Source organism: Arsenophonus nasoniae DSM 15247, from assembly GCF_000429565.1.
Classification (GTDB): domain Bacteria; phylum Pseudomonadota; class Gammaproteobacteria; order Enterobacterales; family Enterobacteriaceae; genus Arsenophonus; species Arsenophonus nasoniae.
Map to the genome: position 1 here is coordinate 1 of NZ_AUCC01000016.1, position 24,128 is coordinate 24,128.

The 24,128-nt window shown below is 35.9% G+C and carries 28 protein-coding genes and 3 pseudogenes; 3 read left to right on the forward strand and 28 right to left on the reverse strand.

Annotation, left to right across the window (positions count from 1 at the left end; translation table 11 throughout):
- On the forward strand, positions 1–265 hold a 265-nt coding region (locus tag G468_RS22830), incomplete at its 5' end, for an integrase core domain-containing protein (RefSeq protein WP_155846975.1).
- A gap of 28 nt (positions 266–293) precedes the next feature.
- Here the strand turns inward: G468_RS22830 and G468_RS23695 are convergent.
- The 6 genes and pseudogenes from G468_RS23695 to agaR all read right to left on the reverse strand — a co-directional run.
- A pseudogene (locus G468_RS23695) lies at positions 294–404 on the reverse strand (PTS N-acetylgalactosamine transporter subunit IID); the annotation flags it as partial.
- Positions 394–1,194, reverse strand: coding sequence for a PTS N-acetylgalactosamine transporter subunit IIC (gene agaW, locus G468_RS0105545; RefSeq protein WP_406934084.1), 801 nt, complete (start codon positions 1,192–1,194; stop codon positions 394–396). The pseudogene G468_RS23695 and the gene agaW, both read right to left, overlap by 11 nt.
- Positions 1,194–1,676 (reverse strand): PTS N-acetylgalactosamine transporter subunit IIB, encoded by a 483-nt coding sequence (agaV, locus tag G468_RS0105550; protein WP_026822285.1) that lies wholly within the window; start codon positions 1,674–1,676, stop codon positions 1,194–1,196. The genes agaW and agaV overlap by 1 nt, the downstream gene beginning before the upstream one ends.
- A 12-nt stretch (positions 1,677–1,688) precedes the next feature.
- A pseudogene (locus G468_RS19795) lies at positions 1,689–2,845 on the reverse strand (SIS domain-containing protein).
- Entirely contained in the window at positions 2,842–4,143 is a 1,302-nt protein-coding gene (locus G468_RS0105570; protein ID WP_026822289.1) for a D-tagatose-bisphosphate aldolase, class II, non-catalytic subunit, read from the reverse strand. The pseudogene G468_RS19795 and the gene G468_RS0105570 overlap by 4 nt, the downstream one beginning before the upstream one ends.
- Before the next feature lie 55 nt (positions 4,144–4,198).
- A complete protein-coding gene (gene agaR, locus G468_RS0105575) occupies positions 4,199–4,972 on the reverse strand; it encodes a transcriptional repressor AgaR (RefSeq protein WP_026822290.1) in 774 nt (257 codons plus the stop codon).
- 1,060 nt (positions 4,973–6,032) lie between these two features.
- On the opposite strand from agaR, the gene G468_RS0105585 reads away from it, so the two are divergent.
- On the forward strand, positions 6,033–6,773 hold the full coding sequence (locus tag G468_RS0105585; RefSeq protein ID WP_026822291.1) for an SDR family oxidoreductase: 741 nt from the start codon (positions 6,033–6,035) through the stop codon (positions 6,771–6,773).
- 96 nt (positions 6,774–6,869) lie between these two features.
- Here G468_RS0105585 and G468_RS0105590 read toward each other — a convergent pair whose 3' ends face one another.
- The 22 genes and pseudogenes from G468_RS0105590 to sctN all read right to left on the reverse strand — a co-directional run bounded on the left by G468_RS0105590 (position 6,870) and on the right by sctN (position 23,586).
- Positions 6,870–7,622, reverse strand: coding sequence for a DUF481 domain-containing protein (locus G468_RS0105590; protein ID WP_026822292.1), 753 nt, complete (start codon positions 7,620–7,622; stop codon positions 6,870–6,872).
- 409 nt (positions 7,623–8,031) lie between these two features.
- Positions 8,032–8,637: an HrpE/YscL family type III secretion apparatus protein gene (locus G468_RS0105595; protein WP_026822293.1), complete on the reverse strand. Its 606-nt coding sequence runs from the start codon at positions 8,635–8,637 to the stop codon at positions 8,032–8,034.
- A complete protein-coding gene (locus G468_RS22295; RefSeq protein ID WP_026822294.1) occupies positions 8,616–9,233 on the reverse strand; it encodes a SctK family type III secretion system sorting platform protein in 618 nt (205 codons plus the stop codon). Before G468_RS22295 ends, G468_RS0105595 begins: the two co-directional genes overlap by 22 nt.
- 6 nt (positions 9,234–9,239) lie before the next feature.
- Complete coding sequence (locus G468_RS25065) at positions 9,240–9,572, reverse strand: hypothetical protein (RefSeq protein WP_276324659.1); 333 nt, start codon at positions 9,570–9,572, stop codon at positions 9,240–9,242.
- 16 nt (positions 9,573–9,588) lie between these two features.
- Positions 9,589–9,963, reverse strand: coding sequence for a hypothetical protein (locus G468_RS25070; RefSeq protein ID WP_276324660.1), 375 nt, complete (start codon positions 9,961–9,963; stop codon positions 9,589–9,591).
- 4 nt (positions 9,964–9,967) lie between these two features.
- Positions 9,968–10,303 carry a type III secretion system inner rod subunit SctI gene (gene sctI, locus G468_RS0105610; protein ID WP_026822295.1) on the reverse strand — a complete coding sequence of 112 codons (336 nt, stop codon included), beginning with the start codon at positions 10,301–10,303 and terminating at the stop codon, positions 9,968–9,970.
- A 177-nt stretch (positions 10,304–10,480) separates the two neighbouring features.
- Positions 10,481–10,837, reverse strand: coding sequence for a YscG family type III secretion protein (locus G468_RS0105620; RefSeq protein WP_211229657.1), 357 nt, complete (start codon positions 10,835–10,837; stop codon positions 10,481–10,483).
- A gap of 8 nt (positions 10,838–10,845) precedes the next feature.
- Entirely contained in the window at positions 10,846–11,097 is a 252-nt protein-coding gene (sctF, locus tag G468_RS0105625; protein ID WP_034249376.1) for a type III secretion system needle filament subunit SctF, read from the reverse strand.
- Position 11,098: 1 nt separating this feature from the next.
- Complete coding sequence (locus tag G468_RS0105630; RefSeq protein WP_026822298.1) at positions 11,099–11,296, reverse strand: EscE/YscE/SsaE family type III secretion system needle protein co-chaperone; 198 nt, start codon at positions 11,294–11,296, stop codon at positions 11,099–11,101.
- 3 nt (positions 11,297–11,299) lie between these two features.
- Complete coding sequence (sctD, locus tag G468_RS0105635; RefSeq protein WP_026822299.1) at positions 11,300–12,565, reverse strand: type III secretion system inner membrane ring subunit SctD; 1,266 nt, start codon at positions 12,563–12,565, stop codon at positions 11,300–11,302.
- A complete protein-coding gene (sctC, locus tag G468_RS0105640; protein ID WP_034249377.1) occupies positions 12,562–14,358 on the reverse strand; it encodes a type III secretion system outer membrane ring subunit SctC in 1,797 nt (598 codons plus the stop codon). The genes sctD and sctC overlap by 4 nt, the downstream gene beginning before the upstream one ends.
- A 27-nt stretch (positions 14,359–14,385) precedes the next feature.
- The gene (locus tag G468_RS0105645) at positions 14,386–15,216 is read right to left on the reverse strand and encodes a T3SS regulon anti-activator ExsD domain-containing protein (protein WP_026822301.1); all 831 of its coding nucleotides are present in this window, start codon (positions 15,214–15,216) and stop codon (positions 14,386–14,388) included.
- Between the two features lie 101 nt (positions 15,217–15,317).
- A pseudogene (locus G468_RS25205) lies at positions 15,318–16,152 on the reverse strand (helix-turn-helix transcriptional regulator).
- Positions 16,153–16,842: 690 nt separating this feature from the next.
- Complete coding sequence (gene sctU / locus G468_RS0105655; RefSeq protein WP_026822302.1) at positions 16,843–17,892, reverse strand: type III secretion system export apparatus subunit SctU; 1,050 nt, start codon at positions 17,890–17,892, stop codon at positions 16,843–16,845.
- Between the two features lie 3 nt (positions 17,893–17,895).
- Positions 17,896–18,678 (reverse strand): type III secretion system export apparatus subunit SctT, encoded by a 783-nt coding sequence (gene sctT / locus G468_RS19815; protein ID WP_051296960.1) that lies wholly within the window; start codon positions 18,676–18,678, stop codon positions 17,896–17,898.
- Positions 18,678–18,941 carry a type III secretion system export apparatus subunit SctS gene (gene sctS, locus G468_RS0105665; RefSeq protein WP_026822303.1) on the reverse strand — a complete coding sequence of 88 codons (264 nt, stop codon included), beginning with the start codon at positions 18,939–18,941 and terminating at the stop codon, positions 18,678–18,680. The genes sctT and sctS overlap by 1 nt, the downstream gene beginning before the upstream one ends.
- Before the next feature lie 7 nt (positions 18,942–18,948).
- Positions 18,949–19,602, reverse strand: coding sequence for a type III secretion system export apparatus subunit SctR (gene sctR / locus G468_RS0105670; RefSeq protein WP_026822304.1), 654 nt, complete (start codon positions 19,600–19,602; stop codon positions 18,949–18,951).
- A complete protein-coding gene (locus G468_RS0105675) occupies positions 19,599–20,591 on the reverse strand; it encodes a FliM/FliN family flagellar motor switch protein (protein WP_026822305.1) in 993 nt (330 codons plus the stop codon). Before G468_RS0105675 ends, sctR begins: the two co-directional genes overlap by 4 nt.
- A complete protein-coding gene (locus G468_RS0105680; protein ID WP_026822306.1) occupies positions 20,591–21,184 on the reverse strand; it encodes a hypothetical protein in 594 nt (197 codons plus the stop codon). Before G468_RS0105680 ends, G468_RS0105675 begins: the two co-directional genes overlap by 1 nt.
- A gap of 53 nt (positions 21,185–21,237) precedes the next feature.
- Positions 21,238–21,792, reverse strand: coding sequence for a hypothetical protein (locus G468_RS0105685; protein ID WP_026822307.1), 555 nt, complete (start codon positions 21,790–21,792; stop codon positions 21,238–21,240).
- 1 nt (position 21,793) lies between these two features.
- Positions 21,794–22,261, reverse strand: coding sequence for a type III secretion system stalk subunit SctO (gene sctO / locus G468_RS22300; RefSeq protein ID WP_051296961.1), 468 nt, complete (start codon positions 22,259–22,261; stop codon positions 21,794–21,796).
- Positions 22,258–23,586, reverse strand: a complete 1,329-nt coding sequence (gene sctN, locus G468_RS0105695) for a type III secretion system ATPase SctN (RefSeq protein WP_026822308.1) — start codon at positions 23,584–23,586, stop codon at positions 22,258–22,260. The genes sctO and sctN overlap by 4 nt, the downstream gene beginning before the upstream one ends.
- A gap of 166 nt (positions 23,587–23,752) precedes the next feature.
- Between sctN and sctX the strand changes: the two genes are divergently transcribed.
- Positions 23,753–24,127 carry a type III secretion apparatus assembly protein SctX gene (gene sctX, locus G468_RS0105700; RefSeq protein ID WP_026822309.1) on the forward strand — a complete coding sequence of 125 codons (375 nt, stop codon included), beginning with the start codon at positions 23,753–23,755 and terminating at the stop codon, positions 24,125–24,127.
- Position 24,128 lies beyond the last annotated feature (1 nt).

Genomic DNA, 24,128 nt, shown 5'->3' on the forward strand with positions numbered 1-24,128 from the left:
GGAGGAGTTTAGGGCGCACCTCTTTGAACGGAAAATAACTCAAAGCATGAGTCGGCGAGGTAATTGCCTCGATAATGCCGTGATGGAAAGATTTTTTAGGAGTTTAAAGACAGAAAGACTTAACCGTTTATCGTTTATGAATCATCAATCTGTTGTCTGTAAAGTTGAAAATTATATTCAGTTTTACAATTATTATCGACGCCATTCAACGATTGGTTATTTAACGCCACATCAAAAATATCATGAACTAAAAAATGCCGCTTAGATCTTCTACAGAATTTGTTGACCATTACAGGGGTGGTATCAATATAGTCATCACTTTCTACCTGGCTGGTAGCAAGAGCTTGTGCCATGCGTTTTTCGCTTTTTTTTGCCATTTCTTCATCAGAGCCATTAAATGCCATCATTCATCTCCTGCTGATTGGTTTGTGATGGCATGTTTGCTGTCTCGCCATCATTATTACGAGTGCGGTTAAAGAAATCGATTAAAGCGATAGCAAAGGCGCCTAAAGCGATGGCGATAATCGGTAGATTAAGGAAGGTAACTGCGAGAAAACCTAAGATAAAATAAGCGACATAAGTTTTTTTCATCATGATTTTCATTAGCAAAGCGAAGCCGATTGCCGGCATCATACCACCAGCAACTGCCAGCCCATCGAGTAGCCATTGTGGGGCTTTTTGTACCATAGTACTGGCGGCGGCAGCGCCGTAATAAATCGGTAAGAAGGCAACGATAAAGTAAAAACAGAATAGAATAATAATGCCAAGATAGTTTACCCACTCAACGCCGCGCCAATTGAGATTTTTGACCATTTGATCGCATTTATGCATCATGGGTGAATAAAGCGTAAATAATAGGGTAATGCAACCTTGCACCGCAATCGAAAAAGGAATGGCAATGCCAATAGCAACTTTAGGATCAGACTGGGTGAGAATCGCAAAAGCAGTGCCAATAATACCGCCGATAACCACATTAGGGGGTTGCGCACCAGCAAGTGGCACCATCCCCATCCAAACAAGTTCTAATGTTCCGCCAACTAATAGACCGGTCTGCACATCACCTAAAATTAACCCGACAATGGGTCCTATAACAATCGGACGATGAAGATGAGTGAGCCCATCAAATAGATCAACGCCGGCAATGCCTGCTAATAAGGCGATCAATAATGCATCAGTGAACATATTTGCCTCCATTAATTCAGCAGATTGGTAATATTTTCACCCGTTTCGTCTGGCACGCGGCGAATTTCACAGGGGATGCCTAATTGACTAAGCTGACGAAAAGCCTCTATGTCACTGTGATCAACGGAAACGGTTTTATGGATCTGTTTTTTTCCTTCGCAGAAATGCATATTACCAATATTGACAAAATTGATGGGTACCTCGCCTTTTACTAGCGTCAAAACATCTTGCGGGGTTTTGCAAACAATGAAAATTTTCTGCCGCTGTGCTGCCTTATGAATAATGTCGATCGTTTTTTGTAAGGTAAAATAGCGGGTTTGGACGCCATCGGATACCACCATGTCCATTAGTGATTGCTGAACTGGATCATTGGCGGCTTCATCATTGGCAACCACAACTAAGTTGGCCCCCAGTGAATTGGTCCAAGTGATACCGACTTGGCCATGGATCAGACGATTGTCAATTCGAGTCATTAAAATGTTTGGGGGGGACATATATGCTCCTTATTATTGTTCTACTTGCATGTAGGGATAAATATGGACACCTTTTACTACCCGATTTACTTCACCGGTTGGACAGGGATTATCAGGTGATAGCCCTAAAAATAGTGAAGTTTCGACTGCGATTAATTGCAAAAATAGTAGGTAGGGAAAAATAAGCCAAATATCAGCAAGCTTGGTGTTAAGTTCAATGGCATTGCTATCAGGTAGACTACTTAAAGCCAGGATATTTTTTGCCCGTCCATCCTGTTTTAATTCATTAAGCAGATCCAGATCATAACGTCGGCAATAGGCTTGTTGAGAAAGGAGAATAATGACTAAGGTTTCTTTATCAATAAAAAACTTTGGCCCATGGCGTACTCCCATCGTTGAGTCATAACGGGTGGCCACTTACCCTGCGGTTAACTCTAGCATTTTAAGCGCAGCTTCCTCGCTAATACCGGTAAAACAGTGGGAGCCCAAAACTATCATGCGCTTGAAACCTTGTTGAATGACAGGTTGAATAATCCTTTGCCAGTTGGCCGCTTGCTTTTCACACAAAGTGGTTAATGTGGTTAAATTTTGTTGCGCATGACTTAAACTTGAATTGCCTAATAGCAATATGGTTGCTAATGCCATACAACTAAAACTGGATGTCATTGCAAAGCCACGATCGTTTGATCCTTCAGGCATAGTGAGTAAACAGACATTTGCTCTGTTTTTTGCATAGTCTGTCAGTGTGCTTTGGAGGTTACAGGTTAATATTAAATGATGGCACTCTGTTAGGCATTGATCGGCGAGCTTTATGGCTGCAACACTCTCCAGACTATTACCTGAACGGGCATAAGAGACAAATAAAGTGGGTTTACTTTTGTCCAGATATTGCCCTGGTGTCGGTACAATATCCGTTGACGCAAAGGCATAAACGTTTAAATGTCTATGTTCACGTAACCAAGGTGGATTGATTTGCCAACAAAGGCTGAAGAGCCGGCGCCACACAGAATAATCTGTAAATTAGTTTGTTTTAGTAATGGCTGAAGGAAGTTTTGCCACATTGCTGAATTATCTGTTAGCGTCTGATATAAGTTACGCCATAACTGAGGTTGTTGCTGGATTTCTTGTACTGTATATTGCGCCTTATGGTTTTTAAGCCATAGGGGATCATATGAGAAAAAAGGGATCATAATACAACGGCTCCTTCTGTTTTTGTCTCACAAGCGATGGCATAATGCATTAATACCGAACGAATTTTATCCTTTACCCATGCTTTCGGATCCGTCGCTGATAAGCGACCTGCATTAATGGCTGCCATTTGTTCTGGCAGATATTGGCTTAACATGGAGAGGGGCACTGGATGCTGACGTAAGTTGGTTAATAACTTTTCAACTGCCGCCTCGACTTTGGGATTTGCCCAATAATAACGAATGCGATCGCTTAAACTGTATTGGCGAGCAATATATTGCTGATGGGCACTGCCTTGGTAATAAGGTCGCCAGTAATTTGGTTGTTCCATCATCACTTGTTCAAGGGTTTCACTAAGATGCGCGGCTGCAAGCTCTCCATTCCATTCACGATCTAATTTATCAAGTGCAAACAGACCTTCGCGCAAGGCAAAGGTTAATGCCGGCCCCACTTTTAAAATAGCAAAATGATCGCGTACCAAATTTTGGTAGGTTTGTGGTGTTTGATAATCTGTTGAGTGGGCTTCGTAAACGATATGAGGATGGCTTTCAATATATTGGCTAAGCACTTTCGCTTTTTCTGGCTGATAGTGTTCTACTTGGTGATGGCCAAATTCAACGCCTGGCTGAACAACTAAAGCGATGACTCTAGGCCAAACGTCGGTGAGTCCTATATTGTGCCAAGTATTTTGATGAATATTAAGGGTCTTAGCGGCGGCTTGAGCTGATGTGATTTGTATTTTAGCAAGCGCTGATTTAACGCCACCAGGGATAGGAACTTCAGTACCAATAACATAAACCGGTGCTTCACCGCCATTTTCTCGCCAACTGCGTTCCGCCACTGCGCACAAACGGGCTGCTCGTTGCGCAACAATGTCGTCGGTTAACGGTGTTGCATCATCGGCACAAGCCATTGAACAATCAAGATGGATTTTTCGAAATCCTGCTTTGACATAGTCATAAATCAGTGTTTCTGAAAATGTCATGGCGTGTTCTGCACTAAGTTTCTGCCAGACATTAGGTCCTAGATGATCACCCCCTAGCCAAATTTGTTGGGTGGGAAACTCCAGTTTATTCGCGATGTTAAATATTTTATCGCGAAAATCGCTGGGTTGCATGCCAGTATAGCCGCCAAATTGATTGACTTGATTGGAGGTAGCTTCAATTAATACCGCTGTTTTTCTTTCTTTTGCAACCTGTAAAGCACTTTCTAATACCCAAGGGTGGGCGGAACAGACCGAATAGATCCCGACTGCATCACCTGATTTGTGACGATGAATCAGTTGTAATAGCGACTGCATAATATTTCCCTGCTAGCTGATGTATATTTATATTTAGAATTAAATCAATAGGGTGTTATTCGTCGACAATAATGACATTAACCCCAAGTTCAGCTAGTTTTTCACGATACTGTTTTGGGATCCGACTATCAGTAATAAGATGATGAATTTGCTTTGTTTCACAAATTAAACAAAAGCTTTTACGGCCAAATTTACTGCCATCCGTTACTACAATAATCTGCTGTGCTACATCACACATAATACGATTAAGATGGGCCTCACCAGGATGAGGCGTTGTGATGCCAGCTTCAAGATCAAAACCATCAACCCCAAGAAACAAGGTATTGAAACGATATTGAGCAAGTTGTTGTTCTGCCACAGAACCATAAATTGAATAGGAGTTTTTACGCGTATTACCGCCTAGAACGATCACATCAATTTGCTCAAAATTGGCTAATTGGTAAGCGATGTTAAGTGCGTTAGTCATAACCACCAAGGCGTGATGATTACGTAAAAAAGGCACCATTTCAGCAGTTGTAGAGCCTGAGTCGATAATTAGCGAATCGCCATCTTGCACAAACTCAGCCGCTTTTGCTGCGATTAATATTTTTAGTGCTCTATCTATTTGACCTTTTATTTGAAAAGGTCTGTCAAAAGCAAATTTATTATTTGCCATTGCACCACCATACGAGCGTAAGGCACAGCCTTTTTTTTCTAAATAACGTAGATCATTACGAATGGTCACCAGGGAGACATTAAAACGCTGGCTAAGAGTTGTCACTTTTACACTACCATCATGGTATAACATGTCGATAATAGTTTCTCGGCGTTTTATTGTATCAGTACTCATTTTAACTCCTGTTACGTTATTAAATCGTGGTGGTAAACAATAGCAACTAAAGTTAATTACACAAACAACGCATTAGTAATTACAACAAAAGCAAGTAAACGAAACTGTGATCATGATTAAAGTTCATTTTTATAGCATATTGGCCTTATATTACTTTCGATTTATGACATATCGAAAGTAATAATATTGTGATGATTTTTTTATTAATGAAATTTAAGCCAGATAATATGGCATTTGATAAAAAACCAGGCACAATTAAAACGAAAGATATTTTATTTAATCACAGTATCATCGCTTATACAGTCGGGCTAGTGATAGCGATCACAAAATAAAAAATACTTAGTCTATGAACAAAGTAGATATTTACACTTTCAGTGAAAAGAAAATAAAAGGATTATTTGAAATATTATCAAAATACCATATTTGTTATTTTATTGATCATAATTAATAGCATTAACGATTAAATTAAATTGATTGGTAGATTATTATAATTGTTAAAAAACAAGTTGGCTTAATATTAAAGTTTATCTGTTATCGGTGTAAAAATAATATCAATTTTTTTAATTAATTTTTTTTATATAATTACAGATAATAATACTAAATAGATAACAAGATTTTTATTTTTGTGAAAAAATAAAATATTAATCTTATTTGATGTGTTTGATGGCATATTATTTTAGTTTTAAAAAAATCAAATAGCTGCCATAAGTATGTAAGGTCTTTTATTTTTTTATCAACATTAGTGGCCTATTTTTTACTATAGTTAGAATTAACGATTGTTCATTGCAGGCTATTTTTATCTAATGAGCAAGATCAAATCGCTGGCAAAATTTCCCTAACGGTGAGTAGAGGGAAATACGGCTGTTGAACAATAAGCTGCTGAGTACATTAAGGACATTGAACATTTTATCTGCATCATTTATCACAGTCGGATAAGTAACCTTAAGGTATAGCGCCGCTACATGGCTCATAAAGATATTTTTTCAATAGATTAAATTGAAAAACGGTCAACTGCTGAGACAAGCATCCTAATGAAGAGTTTATAAAAAGGATAAAGATTATGACACGAGGAATTGCAAATAAAGTTATTGTCGTGGTCGGAGCAAGTAGTGGAATAGGTGAAGAGTTGGCTCGCCATTTAGTTAAAGAGGGCGCCAAGCTGGTTTTAGGGGCGCGTCGTCTAGATCGCTTGCAATCATTAGCCGAAGAATTAAATCTTGATAAAGAAGCTGTTGTCACAACTGATGTGACGAAACCTGAACAAGTGCAGGCATTAGTTGATAGAGCAATTGCTTTGTATAACCGAATTGATGCGATAGTTAATAATGCCGGTATTATGCCGCAATCACTATTAGAAGATTGTCATATAGATGAATGGAATGAGATGATTGATATTAATTTAAAAGGGGTGCTTTATGGCATAGCAGCGGCGCTACCCTATATGAAAAAACAGATGAGTGGCCATATTATTAATACCTCGTCAGTCGCAGGACATAAGGTAAAGCCAGGCAGTGCAGTTTATTCCGCTAGCAAAGCGGCGGTGCGGGTGGTCTCAGAAGGTTTGCGTCAAGAAATGATACCGTATCATATTAGAACAACCGTGATTTCGCCCGGGGCAATCACGAGTGAATTACTTGATAGTATTATAGATCCTGATATTGCTGCCAGAATGCGATCTTTTTATAACGATTATGCCATTCCGGCAGATTCCTATGCTAGAGCGGTGATTTTTGCTATAAAACAACCAGAAAATGTTGATATTAATGAAATTTTATTTCGTCCAACCCGGCAAGAATTTTAATAATAATTTCAATAGACCTAAGTTAGATAGGTCTATTTATTTTATTAATTACGAATAAATAAGTTTGTTAGTAAACTAGCATTACTAATCTATTTATCAGAAAGCATAACCGAGTTGGATGGATGTTTTGGTACTAATCCGCTTTGGTGCCGAGAGTGGAGGATTGTCATTCCAGTTAATATTGTAAATCAAATTAAGTGATAGGCGTTCACTCATGGCAACTTGCAAAGCAGTTTCTGAAATAGCGGAAGAGTCATCAGTGAGTCGGGTAAAAAATGATATACCTTGTTTAAATTTAGTATTGTCACTAATTTTCCACTCATAGCTTGCACCAATGTAACCTAATCCTGTTATTTCATGGCCACCATTAGTAAAATGTTCATATCTAACACTTGGACCAGCTTCAACTTTCAGTGAATGAATGGGGTCATCGAAGATTTGTCGACCATAACCGACAGCAAATACGTCTTTAGAATCAAAGCCATTATATCTATCCGTTAACCAGCTAGCCTGAGTGAATAGATAATCAAATTTAGTTAAATTGTATCGTGCCCTGGCACCTAACTGATAGGTTTCCGATGATCTTTTATCATTGGAGGAGTTATTGGTGGCATTTCCCCAAAAACTATAAGCTAAGTTTGAAGAATAAAGCGTTAGTGCCGTTTTTGCTGTTAGATTTGAGTTCTTGGAGTTTCCTGTTTGTACTTGATAACCACCTGATATTGACATTTCAATATCTTTTTTTGCCGTTGCAGGATCATCCATAACGGTAAATAGGCTATCATTACCTATCGCAAGCGGACTAATAAAAAATGTCATCCATAAAACTTTTTTATCAAAGGTGATCATGCGTTCTCCTATTATGCCTTGCATGTTATCTAAATTAAACGAACAAAGTAGTTTAATAATTTTCCAATATAGATAAAATTATGCTTTTATGCCAGCAATGTTTAATTGTTGCCATTTATTTAAACTAACTGACTAGATAGTGAAATATATTTCAATCAATATTTTACTTGATTAATTTTAACTGAAAATGATAATTTAACCTATTAATATCTATAATAAAAAATTAATTCACTATTTAGTAATCGTCTATTTTGAATTATTAAAAAACAAACAAAATATAGGAATTTTCTTATAACAAATTTACTATAAGCCTGATTGCTTTTTATCATTGTCAGGTGTGAAAAATGAATTTTTACAGCAGAATAATATTATTTAATTTTTTATCTATTGGTATAAATTAATATAATACTTATTTTCCTAGTAAGGCTTGCTTTATTGCATTGAGTTGACTCTCAATAGTGGCATTTAACATACCGACTTCGGTTTCTAAAATACAATCTTTCTCTTCTAATCTCGGATCTTCAACAATATCGATATACTCAATTTCTGGTTGTATTTTATGTAGTTCGCTTAATTTAGTTTGCAAAAAATTAACTTGCTTAGGTGAAATGCGTAAGATAACTTTTTTATGTTGATGTACTAACGCAAGATTTTGGCTGATATTTTTATATAAAAGTGCATCAGGTTCATAATTAGCAATAATTTTGCGCATCGCTTCTATCGTAATGTTAACTAATTGGCTTTCTACTTGTTGATAAAAAATTTGGCAATTTATTAAAGTTTGATGAATGATTTCTGCTTGTTGTTGGGTTGATTGTGCCAAGCCTTCTTGCCAGCCTGCGGTATAACGAACTTCATAAATACTATCCGCATCATTTTCAATTTTTCTAGCATGTTGTTTAGCAATATCAATAAATTCTTGGCCATTAAGGTAGGATTGATAATCGGCTTTTTTTAAAATTTTTATTTCATCATTAATTTCAATCTGACCATCTATTTGAGTAAATGGTAGCATTGTAAATTGACTTCTTTGGTTATCTTTTGACATAGTATCTCTGCAACGGGTTTATACTTATCGGATAGGGTAATATTTTTCTCTATCTTTTTTTTGGGTAACCGTAGTTTTAGGCGTTTAATTAAATCGACATTATTTTGGTTGATCGTTTCTAACCAAAAATTAAGTCCAACTTGACGAAAATAGTCTATATGCATCTCAAGGGGTAATTTTTGTTGCCAACCTTCTGGCCAATTACCAATAATAAAATTCGCATTGGCTAAACAAAAGCGATATTTCTCTTTACCGATCTCATTAATAATAAGACCAATTTGTTTACTATTAATGCAATGAGAAAGCGATTTGATATGTAACATTATACCTAATAAAGCTAAAATTTGATTAAATTCATATTCGGGGAAAAGGGCAATATTTTCACTTTTCTCAATTTTTATAATATTGTTAGTTAATTTATAATGTTTAAAAATAATTTTATTTATATTTTTTGAGTGGCGCCAATGAGGTAGATATTGCAGCGTTTTTTGCCAAAGATTAGGGAAATTTTCAATATTAATGTAAAGTGCAGGGCAATATTGTAATTGGAAAAGTGTCAGCATATTTTATTACGATTTCCTTTTATTAAGCAAATATTGCAGTAAATTAGTGCTAATAAGTAAAAAAATGAGTAAACTGACAAGAATAATAAATTTATTATAAGAATTTTCATTAACCTCAATACCTAGAAAATGTTTATCTTGACTAAATGTATTGCTGGGTAATATCTCATTGCCGGGTATCAGTGCCACGCTAATTCTATCATAATCTAAACCAGCAATACTGTTATTAATTAATCGCTTTATTTGTGGAGTATAATTGTCCAATTGAGCATTGGGTGCATATTTTATAAATACAGAAGCTGAAGAGTGGCTTTTTTTGTCATTGCTATCTGGCAACACCACGTGAACCCTGGCATTAAGGACACCATCTATTTGTGAATATTGTTTTTGCCAGCGCCTGCTCTTTGACAAAATTAAGTCGAGCTTGTTCTTCAACGGGAGAAGAAATTAAACTTTCTTTTGGAAAAACGTCTTTTAACGAAGAAAAAACTTCTCTCGGATAACCATGTTGCTTCAAGATTTCAGTTGCCTGAGCGATGTCTGATTCATCAACCAACAATTTGATCGTATTATCTTTATCAGCTTCTTTATGAATAGCAATTCCCTCATTTCTGAGTAATGCATACATCTCATTAGCCTCTTTTTGTGCTAGGCCAGTATAGAGATCCGTTTTACAGCCAGTTAGCAGCAGGAATAATAACAACGTTAAGTTAATCGGCGTTTTCTTCATATTACTATTGTGCCTTTAATAAAGTTTCCATACTTTGCGTGACCTTACCAGCTGTTTTAGCAATCAATTCTTCCTGTAGGGTAATTCTCATCAGCGACCATTGTACTTGCATTAATTTTTGCGGTGATAACTCTTCATTATTGATATTTTGCTGGAATTCGCTTTTTGCTTGACTCATATTTCGGCGTACCGTTTCTATTTGGTCGATAAAACTGTCACCATGCGTTGTTGAGCTCGATGTGGTTACGAATTGATTATTGGTTGGATTACCATTTTCTATCGATTGATTAATTTCATCTAAATTAAATTTTATGTTGTTATTGAGCTGTTTAATATCCATTATTCATCCTTGTCAATTTGATGTGTGTGTTGACTTAAATTTCTTATTAATCCATTAAATAAAATTTTTTGTTTTTTAATCGCGATATTATCTGTTGTAGCCATAATCTGGTTATTATCTGTTGGTTGCTGTGTTATTTCAAAATTGTAATGATAAAAATCGTTATTTATATTCATGTTAATTATTCTGTGTAATTTCTATTAATGATGTGGTTAAATTAATTAAATCAGCATGTTCATTTTTATTAATAGTGAGTTTAGTAAAAAAATCACTTTCTTGTTTTGCTAACCCTAACTGATGGGCAGATAAAATAAAAAAAGGCATTAAATTTAGTTGCTGATGGTGTTGTGCCAGCTCTAAAATAGTTTGATATTGCTCCTGGCGCAGAAAAATAAGTATTTTTATCAGTAATGCTGATTCCAGATATTTTTTATCTAATTGTTTTAGCCAGCAATAAATATCATTAGCTTCTGTTAAATACGCTTTTTCTACGGCGATAATTGCCAGTTCAATTAATAGTTTTTCTATTTGCATGGCCATCATTAGATTTTTTGTAAAATACTCTGGATCATATCGCGCATTGAGCGGGTAATCGTTGAATTCATATTAAAAATGGCTGACCATTTATTAATTTTATGCTGTAGTTCAGCCACTAAGGCTGGGTTGTCCGGGGAAGTATTGAGCGCGTCAATAGCGGTTTTGACATCTTCAGATGTTGTATCTGCAACGCCTTTTAGTTTATCTGCAACATCATCTAGTTTTATGCCTTTATTATGATCAAAAATAGCGGCCATATTAACTCCGTTTAATCTTTTCTAAAACAGTGATCCCTGCCCAAATGGCTGTTTGCTGCTGGGCGACTTGCTGATGCTCATTAGGTAATAGTGGTTTATTAAGCTTTTTACGACAATTATTTAATTGGTCATAAAGATAATGTTGAATTTTAATATATTCAGTGTTATCGCTGACTATTTTTTCCAGCTCTGTCAACATCGTTTATTCCTTTAGCGTAATGATAATTTCCTGACTATTTTTTTTAAGGATAATTTTATTATCTTCGATTGCGGTAATTGTTTCTCCTGTGGGTAGGATTGAATTTATCGAATATTTCATATTATTTCTTAGAATAAGATAAGGTGAACGTCCCAGTGAAATACCTTTAATATCCAATCTGCTCTCTTTTTTTTTAATATGATTATCGGCTTTGATTAATTTAAGTTTATACCTTTGTTTAAATTCAATATTAAATGTTTGCTGTAATTCAATAAATTGTTGTCGCTGTTTTTCATTTAAATAACCATATAATTCAATAATATTATTCTCTTTTTCATTATAAATAAGAACATTTATCAATTCGTATTGCTCTAGTAATTCGACTAATTTTTTTAGGTGATCGTCGTTTATTTTGACATGATTGTTAATTCCTTTTAAGCCGACAACATCCCGTTTGAAAATCGTTGCTAAGTTACTCCAGGATTTATTATTAATAAAACGTACTTCACCAAATAGATCGATCCAACCGACTTTTTCGCTGTTGTTCACTTCAATGTGATTATAACCCATCGTATGTAGAATATATTTTACGCTTTGCTTAATTTCTTCAATCGAATAAATATTCAATTGATGATTTAAGTTGTTATTATCCAGGTAACGCTTTATCAGCAAACGTTGCTGGTTATTTTGTACATAACCACCGACAATAAAGAGTTGCTTATCTTGCTCAATGCGCATGGTAATATATTTGTATTCTTCTTTATTTAGGTAATTTTGTAGTTTATGTTGTTCCTGAATATAATCAATCTCAGCCGGGCCGGCTAAAAACAGTAGATACAAACTGACGAATAATATCGAAAAAATAGCAATAACAATAAAAATAACTCTTTTTTTGTGTGTATGCTGTTGTTGACTATTAATCAGCTTAATATGATTATCAGTTAACTCATCTGGATTAGCAGGCAGTTGCTGTTTGACCGTGCTATAGCTCCAAATTAGCATACCTGCATCTTGTCGGTTACAAGGAAGCAGCATTTCACCCTGATTTATCGCCTGGCCATTTTGTTGTGGTGTTTCTTCACAAGACCAGTCGATAACTCGAATGCCTTCTTCTTCAATTTCCAGTATTAAATGAACGGCTTCAATACCTGCATCAATCAGAATTAAATCGGCTTGTACAGGATCTGAGCCAATAATAAAGCGCCCATTAGCCAGTTCTGTCTCAACGCCCTTATTTAAGCCACTGTAAAAGCGTATTTTCCAATTCATTGGTATGCCTTATAAATACATTCTATTTGATCTTCACTGCAAGAGAGATCAATAACTCGCCAGCCTGGCTGATCAGCTTTATTGCAACTGGCAATAATCGCCTCTTTATTAGCTTGTTTAAACATGCTTTGAATGCGTTTAGCTTGAGCAAGGGATTGGCATTGGGCGTCGCTTAAAATTTTGCTTAATGGTAGGTTCTGATTGGAAATTTCATCAATATTTAATAATCGCTTGGGTAATATTCTTTGATTACCGACCGATAAGTATTTGGCTAAACCTTTATCAATTATTTTTGGCTCGACAATGAAAATCCTGACCACTCGGCGGGTTTGGTTGCTTTGACTACGAAATAGTGCGCCTAATAACGGAATATCACCGAGTAAAGGCACTTTTCTGCTAGTTTTAATCACTTCGTCACGGAATATACCGCCAATAACGAGGCTTTGACCCTGTTCAACTCGAGCAACCGTATCGATAATGGTTCTATTGATGGTCGGAATGCCATCGACCCCTGAGCTATTGGGTTTTTGATTGCCATCTTCAATATGTAAAACCAGATGAATTTCAGGTTTATCACCGATTTGAATTACCCTTGGTGTCATCTGTAGTAGTGTGCCATAAGTAATGCCTTTTAATTCGGCAACCCGTTCTCCATTGACTTTGATATAGTAGGTTTCATTGTGATCGATGATGGCTTGAGTATTTTCTTGGGTAAGTAAAGTGGGTTTAGAGACAACTTGAGCAATACCCTGACTTTGCAATAAACTGACTTTAGCCACTAAATAATTTAACCCTTGTTTATCCAGCAGGCTACCGAGTACCGGCGAGGCGGCTTGAGTTAAAGTGGAGGCAATATTTATTTGATGATGTTGTCCAGCCTTGAGTCCGACACCCCAATCAATGCCTAATTCCGAGAGATTATCGGCATTCACATCAATAATTGATAGCGCAACTTCAATTCTGGCAGTTGGTTTGTCGAGCGAATGGATCAGGCGTTGATACATTGGCATTCTTTCAGGCAGATCGCGCACAATAATGGCATTAATAGACGGCTCTGGTTGGATCATAGCCTTATGACCATTGGGTTTTTGTGATATTATTTTGTCATCATTGATTTGGCTAATTTCCGCCGCACTGACCATATTCGCTAAGATGGTAGCCAGGCCAGGTACTTGAATTTGTTCGTCACGATATTTGATGATCCGATCAACAGCAGAAGCATATTTTAAACTGAAAACTTGAATCGCTAAGGGTAGACCCTGTTCTTGTTGCATTGTCGCTTGTTGTTCTAGCGCTGATACAGTTTGCATAACTAATTCAATGTAGCGAGGTGGGCCAGAAACATAAACTAATTGATGATGCGGATCAGGCTTCCAACTAAATTTTTTATCCCATATGCCAGAGTCAATTAATGTTTTTCTTAATGTTTTAACGGTAGTATTTTCTAATTTGATCAACTTTGATTGCACTTCACTGTTTTTAAAAACATAAAGTACACTACCATCATAATACCAAGTAAGATTATAAAGATTAGTCAGTTGTTGCAGGAACGCTTTTGGTGTCTCTTGAGCAAAGTGGCCACTCACTTGTTCGTTTACTTTGTGACTAACAATGACGGCGCTATCATAATTAGCGCCGAAATTAACCAGAATGTCCGTTAAACTTTCATCTTTAGCAATATAACTATAGGGGATAGGTAGCCAATCTAGATCTTGTGCATAGCTATTAATAGCGAAAAAAAGGAAAAAAAAAGAAATGGTCCGCCCATTCCATGATAACGATGATCGGGGCACATAAATTGTCTACTCTATTTACCTTTGTTATTGATCTGAACACCAGTAAAAACTGTCGTTCTCCAAGCATAGATGACGAACATACAACCAATCATGTATCAGTGCTGAAACATCTTTCCCTTTGGCCAGTTGAGTTAGTAATAGCCATAGATCACGGATATTTTCAGGTACTTCCATAAATGTCGTCAGATTGATCTGTTGACTCATTTGTTCAATGCCAACGAACCAATTTGGCCACATCTGCGTTGCTGTTTGTTCTATTTGGTGAATTTTATGCTGATAATCTCGCTCTTGATCTAAAGATAAACGCTTTTTTTGCTCAATTTCTTGTTGAATTGATGATTTATTGACTAATTCAGTGTGGGTTATTGTCCAAAATTCAGACTGGGCTTTCAGTTGATTAATATGCACTTGTAGCTGTATTAATTCATTTTTCAGCATCGGATAAGAGGGCGCTAAGCTAGTTAACCACCATTGATAAACTGGCTCTAATAGCCAGTAACGTAAAAAATGGGGTTCAGTTAAATTAATGGTATCGCCTAAAAGATGATCCCAATTAATGGATTGTTGAGATGCAGTTCGAATAATAAATTTTAATTCTTCACGTTTAAGCGGAATATTGCATTCCACTCGACGTCTGAACCATGTTGAAGCAAAAAACGATTCAAATAGGGCTCGCGGTAGTAAGCGTCTTAGTAGCTCAATTTGATGTGCATGAATGGGTTCAGCATGCTTATAATGAGTAATGACCTCATTTCCTAATAAATGATTACGATTCAAGTTATTTGGATTTATTATAGTAATCTTTCTATTAGACAATACAGGGTTAGAATGCAAGCGATTGTTAATAGATCCCATCGTTATTTACCTTATTGTCCGTTATTTAATATTGCATAATATCGCTTTATCTTAATTAAACATTTTTTTTTCAGATTGTAATACTAGCCAATAATTTTTAATTATTCGTCATGATCACCTCGGGCACGACTCGGTGTAAAGCCAAATCTTTTACGATAACTTTGGGTAAAATAGGACTGGCTGGAGAAACCGGCTTCCATTGAGATATCTACAATACTCAGATCGGTATTTATCAATAATTGGTGGGCATACATAATGCGTCTTTCACTGATCCATGCACGTGGAGAGGTGTTATAAATGGTACTGAATAACTCTTTAAAAGTCGTTAATCCCATACCAAATTCTTTGGCAAATTCATTAAGTTTCCATTCTTTTAAGTAATTATTTTCCATAAAAGATTGTAAACGCTCAGCTTGTCGATTGCTGAGTTGGCGAAATACTGATAACAGACTTGCACCTTGTTGACCATGAGCAAGCAATAATAGTAATTCTTTAATGCGTAAATCAATTAAGGCGTAAATCAATTAAGGCGCTATGGCAATCATAACTTAATAGTGTTTTTAATCCCTTAATACTTTCTTCCAATAAGGATGAATGGCTAAAGGCAATTAAACTAGCGGTATTATTTTCATCCCGCTTTATTTCACTTAATAAAGTGCCAAATAGACCCATAAAATTTCTTAAGAAATCGTCATACAAAGGTATCCAAAGAAGTGTGCAGGCTTTTTCTTCGGTTTTTACTGTATAACTCCCTTGTCTAATGAAGATAATTTCATTACTCAATACTTGATAAGTGTTGGAGGGATCTTGCCAGCTAACTTTCCCATCTAACACAATATAAAGCCCCTTGTTCCGGTGTTCTATAATATTATAATTAGGCATATTCCACACTATTGTGCTCACAAAGCCTTCATCAAAACTGATATTGTCTTTCATATCATATAATATTCCGATTTTTTATATTACTGTAAAATATCTTAGTATAGGTACCACCGATAATAGTGGTCCTAGACACAAGAATAATGCCATATTAAATTAGTCAATTATTTATAGGGTTTAAGTAATATTTAAATATCTCACTATGTTTGTGAGTTATAAATAATTATATATTTTATTTTTCTAATTGTCAGAATATATTTCCAAATATTAAAAAATATGTCCTTATTCACTTAATTGATTGGATGCTATGTTATCATTCGTTTTTTCCGTTTTTAATGATCGATAATTACACGAGCCAGGTTAATGAAAATACTATTATTGTTTATTTTTTGTTAATATTGATCTTTTTTTATTAAAAATTTGATCGATTTTAACATGTAAAATTAGACTAAAATTGCATTTTTAGGCTAAAAAATTTTTAAAAAAGGGTTTTAACGGCAATAAATAGTTGTTTTTGCTTATGATTTAATCAATTGATAAGTTTTTTTTATAATTTGACTGGTTTATCCAGTTGCTGATTAATAAGTTAAGTTAAATTTATGTTAATAAAGTATGTTTTTTTGGTAAAAAATAAGATTTAAATTTTATTTTTACTCGTATTAGGTGTTAGCTTCATAATAGTAAAAAAATTAACGATAAGAATTTCTAACAGGTAAATAATCACCTACTTGATGATATTAACGATAATCATTTGTTTGTTTGATTGATTTGGATTAACCAATGTAGCACTTCAGCCATGGTCTCAATGGTATTTTCTGGAATATATTGATCAATAATACCTTCAGCATATAAGCTGCGGGCTAATGGAATTCGTTGAATAATAGGAATATTTTCTTGGATAGCAATTCTTTTTACTAATTGTGCTAAGGCATCTGTTTGTTTTAAGGTGACGATAGGTAAAGGGGTTTCATGTTTAATATAACGTATACCAATTGCAATATGAGTTGGATTAGTAATAATGACTGAAGACTGTTTAACTTGTTTGCGGATGTTATTAACAAGTAGTTCTTTATGTAATTGTTTTCTTCTCCCTTTAATTTCTGGATTGCCATCCATTTCTTTATATTCTTTTTTTATTTCTTCTTTACTCATTTTTAACTGTTTAATATAAAAATGATATTCGAGACAATAGTCTAATATCGAAATGATAATTAATCCTAATATACAAATAATAGTCAGTTGAGTAAGTAATTGTCCAATAAATATTGGAATACATTTTAATCCACATTTTGGCAAGTGGAAAAAAAAATTAATATTTCCTTTAATAACAAACCAGACAATAAAACCAATAAAAATAACTTTTAATAATGATTTAAAAAATTCAAGTAAAATTTTAAGTGAAAATATTTTTTTTGCACCGGCAATTGGATTAATATGTTTAATATCAGGTTTTAGCGATGATGGGCTAAGTAAAAAACCAAACTGAGCAAGATGAGATAATACGATAATAAGTATTGTTATGATGATAATTGGTAATAAAATATTAATCGTAATATGCCAGATATGGGGCACAATCCTCGCTTTTGCCGTTTGAAAATCCAGCAAACTACTGTCTTGTAGATAAGCAAACAGTGATAAAAAATGTTCAATAAAGAAAGAGGATAAACTTAATAGCAGTGATAACAAAATAACAATGATACAACTGGAAACAATTTCTTTACTTTTAAGTATTTGTCCTTTTTTGCGTGCATCTTTTATTTTTTTTGCTGTTGGGGTTTCGGTTTTTTCGCCACTCATTAGTTAGCTCATAATTAGAAGTAATGTTTTAAAACTTTTATTTATTTGATTTTGTATTCTTTCTGCATTAAAAATTAATACACTAAAATAACTGACTAACAATAAACTCGAAATGGCCCCCTTCAAGGGCATGGATAAGATAAAAACATTTAGTGAAGGGGCAAAACGGCTAATGAGTGCTAATCCCCATTCAACAATAAACATCGCAATCACTAAAGGTGCTGCTAATAGCAGAAAGTTATCTAACATCAATTTAAATTGCTGAACGAAAAATACGCATAATTGCTGATTAAAACCCGGTAAAAAGTGATAGATAGGCCAAATGGAAAAACTGTGATAGAGAGTTTGTATTAGTAATAGAAAATTGCCACTAATAAAGAACAGCGTGGTAAAAGCTTGACTAAAAAATAATCCCATTGGTGAGGTTTGTTCATCAAACAAAGGGTTAACAATAGAAGCCATTGTGGTACCGCGTTGATTATCGATCATAAAACCGATAGATTGCATCATCCAAAAAGGTATTGCGGCAATAAAGCCGAAAAAAAAGCCCAATAATATTTCTTTAATAATGAGTAAAATATATTCATTGCCACTGATATTGAGGATTAATTGTGCATCAATGGTAGGTATTAAAAAAAATAATAAAGAAAATAGGATACCATTTCTCAATAGGGTTCCGCCTAATAATTTTTTACTCAAAATAGGTAATGTGGTGAAACATCCCAATAACCGAGGAATAAACAGCGAATATGTTAATAAGTAGTGTTGTAACTCTTGAAAAAGCATTATAAGTTTATAATCCGTTGAAAGATCAGCTCAGTAAAACGATAAATTTCATTTCCCAACCAATCGGCAATCATCAGCAAAGTGACAATGACACTGGTTAGTTTAAATAAAAAACCTAATGTTTGTTCCTGGATCTGGGTTAAAGCTTGAATTAATGAGACTAAAGTGCCGACAATAGCAGCAACCACAATAGGCGGCATGGAGAGCATAAAAACTAACCATAATGACTGTTCTGATAAATAAATAAAATCTAGGCTATTCATCTTAATGTTACCCAGCATAACTTAATACTAACCCGTGACTCAGACGGCTCCAGCCATCAAACATAACGAAAAGAAGTAATTTGAAGGGTAAGGAAATTGTCATCGGTGAAACCATCATCATTCCCATTGCTAATAGAATATTTGACACAATTAAATCGATAGCAATAAAGGGTAGATAGAGTAAAAAACCAATTTCAAAGGCCCGAGTCAGCTCACTAATAGTAAAAGCAGGTAATAAGATAAATAAACTATCTGATGACACGCTATTGGCATATTTGGCGGGCCAATATTTAGCAATATTTTCGTTAAAAAATTCTTTTTCTCTGGGGTTAATATGTTTGGTCAGGAAAGATTTATAAGGTTTAGTACCTTCCTCAAAAAAATATTCGAGAGAAGCGTTTGCCGATAAAGAGATCGGATTTTCGTTAAGAAAATCTTTGGTTGCGAGTGCGACAGGTGCCATAACATAAAGTGTAAGGATGATGGATAAACCATAAATCGCCATATTAGGGGGTATTTGTTGCACACCTAGTGCATTGCGTAGCAATGAAAAAACCATCGCCATTTTGACAAACGAAGTGGCCATGACAGCAATAAACGGAATTAATGCTAATAAAATTAAACCAATAATCAGCGATAATTCATCAGGTAGTTGGTTCATGAGGAGAGTTCCCCATTTTCATCGCTTAGATTTGTTAACGGGCTTAACTCTTCGCTCTGTGTAAATAAGGGTTCGGTTTTTTTAGCAAATAATTCGACGACTTTGATACCTAATCTTCCTTGAATTTCGACCAACTGTCCTGTGCCTAGCGGTTGTTGATTGGCGATGATTCTGACGTCGCCATTAACGGGCACTGCAAGATCAATCAATGATCCCTCGCTAAGATGAGTGAGAGCTTGTAATTCAATATATTGTCTCCCCACTTCAAAACGAATAGGAATTTGTATTTCTTCTAAGTTAGTTAGTGACTGATTAGCTAAATTATCGGTTTCAGAATACATATTAATAAGTTCCAATTGGTGAGAAGACAAAGAAACCCATGCCCAGGGTAAATGTTCAATATAAGCCAGTTGTTGATGTTTTTTTACGTAATGAGGTTGTAACAGGATATCGCCTATTTCCAACGTGTTAAGGGTATTTATCGTTAGGTAAATGGGAACCATGCATATTGATAAACTGACTACCAGCGGATATTTTTCTGCCCATCGCCGTTTAGGTAATAAGCGCTGAATAGCTTCGATTTGCGGAAACCAGAGTGAAAGCGCTTTACCTGCCATATTGAAATGGCCTTTAATGCCTAATTTAGCTTCGGTGATATGCAGTGACTCAATATTCAGCCACTGTAAGGAGGGAAAAAATTTTCCATGTTCTTTTAATAAACTCAGTTGTAACTCGAGCGGTAGGTAACTGAAATCGGCGCTGTCTAATGCTTCAGATAACCAGTAAACTAAGCTAGATTGATGGCAGTAAGCGATAATCGTGGTATTTTTTAATAGTATTGTTAGCTTTAGATTATAGTTAGCATCTGCTTGTTCCAGTGTTAATGTTAATAATTGTTCAGCAAATTTAAAATGATGACGATATTGCATAAAACATTTTCTAAGCTGAAACTCTTGTTCATTGATAATAGGCAATGTGGGTGTCTGCATTAAATCATCTCTTCTTCAATGTCATCGGATGATTGTGGCTGATCTTTTGAACGCTCTTTTGACTGTTGATCATTTAAAATGACGAGTTGGATATGTTGATCAGGATGAATGCGTTGTAACTTGTCAATGAGATCTTGTCGATGGTCAAGTAATATCTTTTGTCCCATTGTCTGAGCGACAAATTCGATCATAATATTTTGTTGTTCTTGTTGAATTTTAATTTGTAGATGTCCAATCTGAGGTAAGTTTAATTGGATAATTGGTGGCTGATAGTTTTTGTTGACATCGACATTGATTACCGCATTGAGTTTGTTAAAGAGGGTATTAAGTAACGAAGCTGGGGCTTTTTCATTATCGACGGTGGCCAACATTTTTTCTGTTGTCGTTGCCGCCGATAAGACGGCGGGTAAACTGGGTGGTTCAATCCTATTTTCCTGCCGTTTGCCTTTATCTTGCGCTTTATTAGCTGAATGCGGTTTTTTTTCTGGCGGGAAAAGCGCCGCCATTGGATCAATGATTTTATTTGGATCAGCGACCGATGATATTTTTTTTGTGCTAAGTGGTTGTTGTTTGTTGGCTGGATAAGTCAGCACTATTTGCTCACCTGTTGGCAAGTTTACGATAGGTTTTGCTAAATCAGCCGATGTTATTGGTTGATTGGTTGATTGGTTATTGGATTGGCAGATAACGTATTCGCTGATAGTGGTGCTTTTAGCGGCTTATTTCGCCCCGCTTTATCCGTTGGCGGATTAGCCAAATGTGTTATTGGCTGCTTCTGTTTGCTAGAAGATGGCGGTAATTTGTCATTATTGTCGATTTTAGTTGCCGTTGTATGGGCAATAATGGTGTAGGGTGGATTGTCATAGGCTTGATCGCAATTGTCCGCTATTTCCTCAGTAGCGATAGATAATCTGTGGCGTGCTTTATCTTCTGCCTTTGCGGTTGATTTTTTTTTAATTCCCTGGCTGAACGGGTGAGCGTCCTCTGAGGAATGCTCAACTAATAAATAACTCACTGCGGAGAGGTTTTTATCCGCTTCTAAAGGGGAGACAGGCGTCGCTGAACCGGCTAATTTGAGCGCTGATTCAAATCTCTTTTTTAAAACAGGATCACTTTCTAATGGTAATTTGGTCGTTGATGGTAGCGGCAAAGACTGCGGTTGTCGATCATGTAATATATGACTGACCTGCTGTTTTTTCATATTATTTCCCTATAGATAACCTAACAAACTCTTCCTGCTCTTGTTCTTCTCGTTGTTCGTTTAATTGCTCAACCGCACATTTTTCTTGTTGTGTTAGTTGAGTAAATTTTTCTGTTTGCTGTATACAAAAATTGAGCTTTTTTCTTGATTCTATAAGTTGATTTTCTAATTGATTAACTTTATCGGTATGTATTGCCATATCTTTAATTAAATTGTCTTTTTGCCATTGAAAGTATTGCAGTTGTGCCAGCCAGTGATGCCATTGGGCGGCAGAAATAGCCTTTTGCTGATGCGCTTGAAAAAATTTTTCTTCCCGCTCTTTATGGTTGTGGTACAGCATATGTAATTGTTGCTTAGTTATTTTTAATTGTTGTTGTTGTTCAGTCAGTTGTTTTTTATCCTGTAAAACCTGTTTTTCTGCTTTTTGCTTTCTTAAATGTTTAATTTTTAATAAATGGGAAAATATCATTGATTGATTGCATCTAATTGGCTAAGGGTTTGTTCATAGCGACTTTTTTCATCAGTAGATTGACAAAGCCAGCTTTGAATTTGTGGATAACGTTTGATCGCTTCATCGGCCAATTGATCATTACCTGGCTGATATTCACCAATTTGTAGCAATAATTCTATTTCTTCGTATTTGGCTAACCATTTTCTTAGCTGTTGTGCTTGTTGTTGATGTTTTCGACTAATAACCCGATCCATCACGCGACTGACTGAGCGTAAAACATCAATAGCAGGATAGTGGCTGGCAGCGGCCAATTTTCGTGACAGAATAATATGCCCATCTAAAATTGAACGGGTTTCATCGGCAATCGGTTCAGTCATATCATCACCTTCAACCAACACCGTATAAAGGGCCGTGATCGAGCCTTTATCAGACTGGCCGGCACGCTCCATTAAGCGTGGTAGTTCAGCAAAAACGGAAGGTGGAAAACCTCGTCGGGTTGGAGGTTCACCGGCAGCGAGTCCGATTTCTCGTTGCGCTCTGGCAAAACGAGTCACTGAATCCATCAACAACAATACGCGCATATTTTGGTCACGAAAATATTCGGCGATACTGGTCGCGACAAAACCAGCTTTGGCGCGTTCAATGGCTGGGCGATCAGAGGTTGCTACAATTAAAACGCTGCGCTTTAATCCTTCTTCACCCAAATCCTCCTCAATAAATTCGCGCACTTCGCGCCCGCGCTCACCAATCAATGCCAGGACTATTACATCCACATCGGCACTACGAATGAGAGAGGCGAACAGGGTACTTTTGCCACCGCCGGCAGCGGCAAAAATGCCCATTCTTTGCCCTTCTGCGCAGGTTAATAAACCATCAATCGCCCTGATACCCAGGGAAAGTGGTTTTTCGATTAATTTTCGTTGCATGGGGGCGGGAGCATCACGGTAGATAGGATACCATTGTTCAGGTTCAATATAATTTTCGGCCGTAAAGGGATTACCTAATCCATCAAGTACTTTGCCTAATAGATGGCGGCCAACGCCAACTAAGTGACTAGTTCCTGTTGGGCATACTTCCGTATAAATAGATAATCCGCGCGTATCGCCAAACGGAGTAAGGATAGCTTGTTGTTGTTTAAAACCGATAATCTCTGCATCTAACGATTCACCGGTATCACTATTGTATAATTTACATAGCTCACCCACTTTAACACCAGGCAATTGAGCAGTGATCAAGGTACCTGTAACTTCTGTTACACGCCCTCTAAGCAGTACTGGCCGGCATGTTCTCAGTGCCGCTAGCATTTTTTCTGGAATAGAATAAAGATTAAGCTTGCTTTGCATTGTTTACCTCAATGCAAAACATATCGGAACAACAGCAATAAATGTTTAGTTTTTGGCGCGTTTTTTTTATTCCGGCCAGCTATTAAAAATAGCGACTTCTAATGACATCCAGCGAGATTATCTAACTCTATACTCATATCCAAAAAATAAATAATGAACAATGCATATGAGAAAAATAAATAGGTTAGATTCACCATCAGCAATAACGGCCATTAGCGACCATTTTTCCAGCGAAATTGTCGAGCATAACGAAATAGAACAAGTTTTGTTATTGCCGAATGGTCAAGCGGTAGAGGCACATTTTTCCCATCTATATCCGACTTTTTGTGTAGAGGCGACATTATTAAATTATGTAACACCTAAGTTAATTACGCCGTTATTAATGACACCTATTTTTTTTAAATTAACCATGGCACGTCTCAAACAACAATTAGCCGCTGTTAATTTGCCAGAAGTGGAGGTCGCTTATGACCTATTAATGGAACTGGCCAGTCTAGAACGGCAATTGGAACTGGCAACCGGCTTACTGCATCGAGGATAAA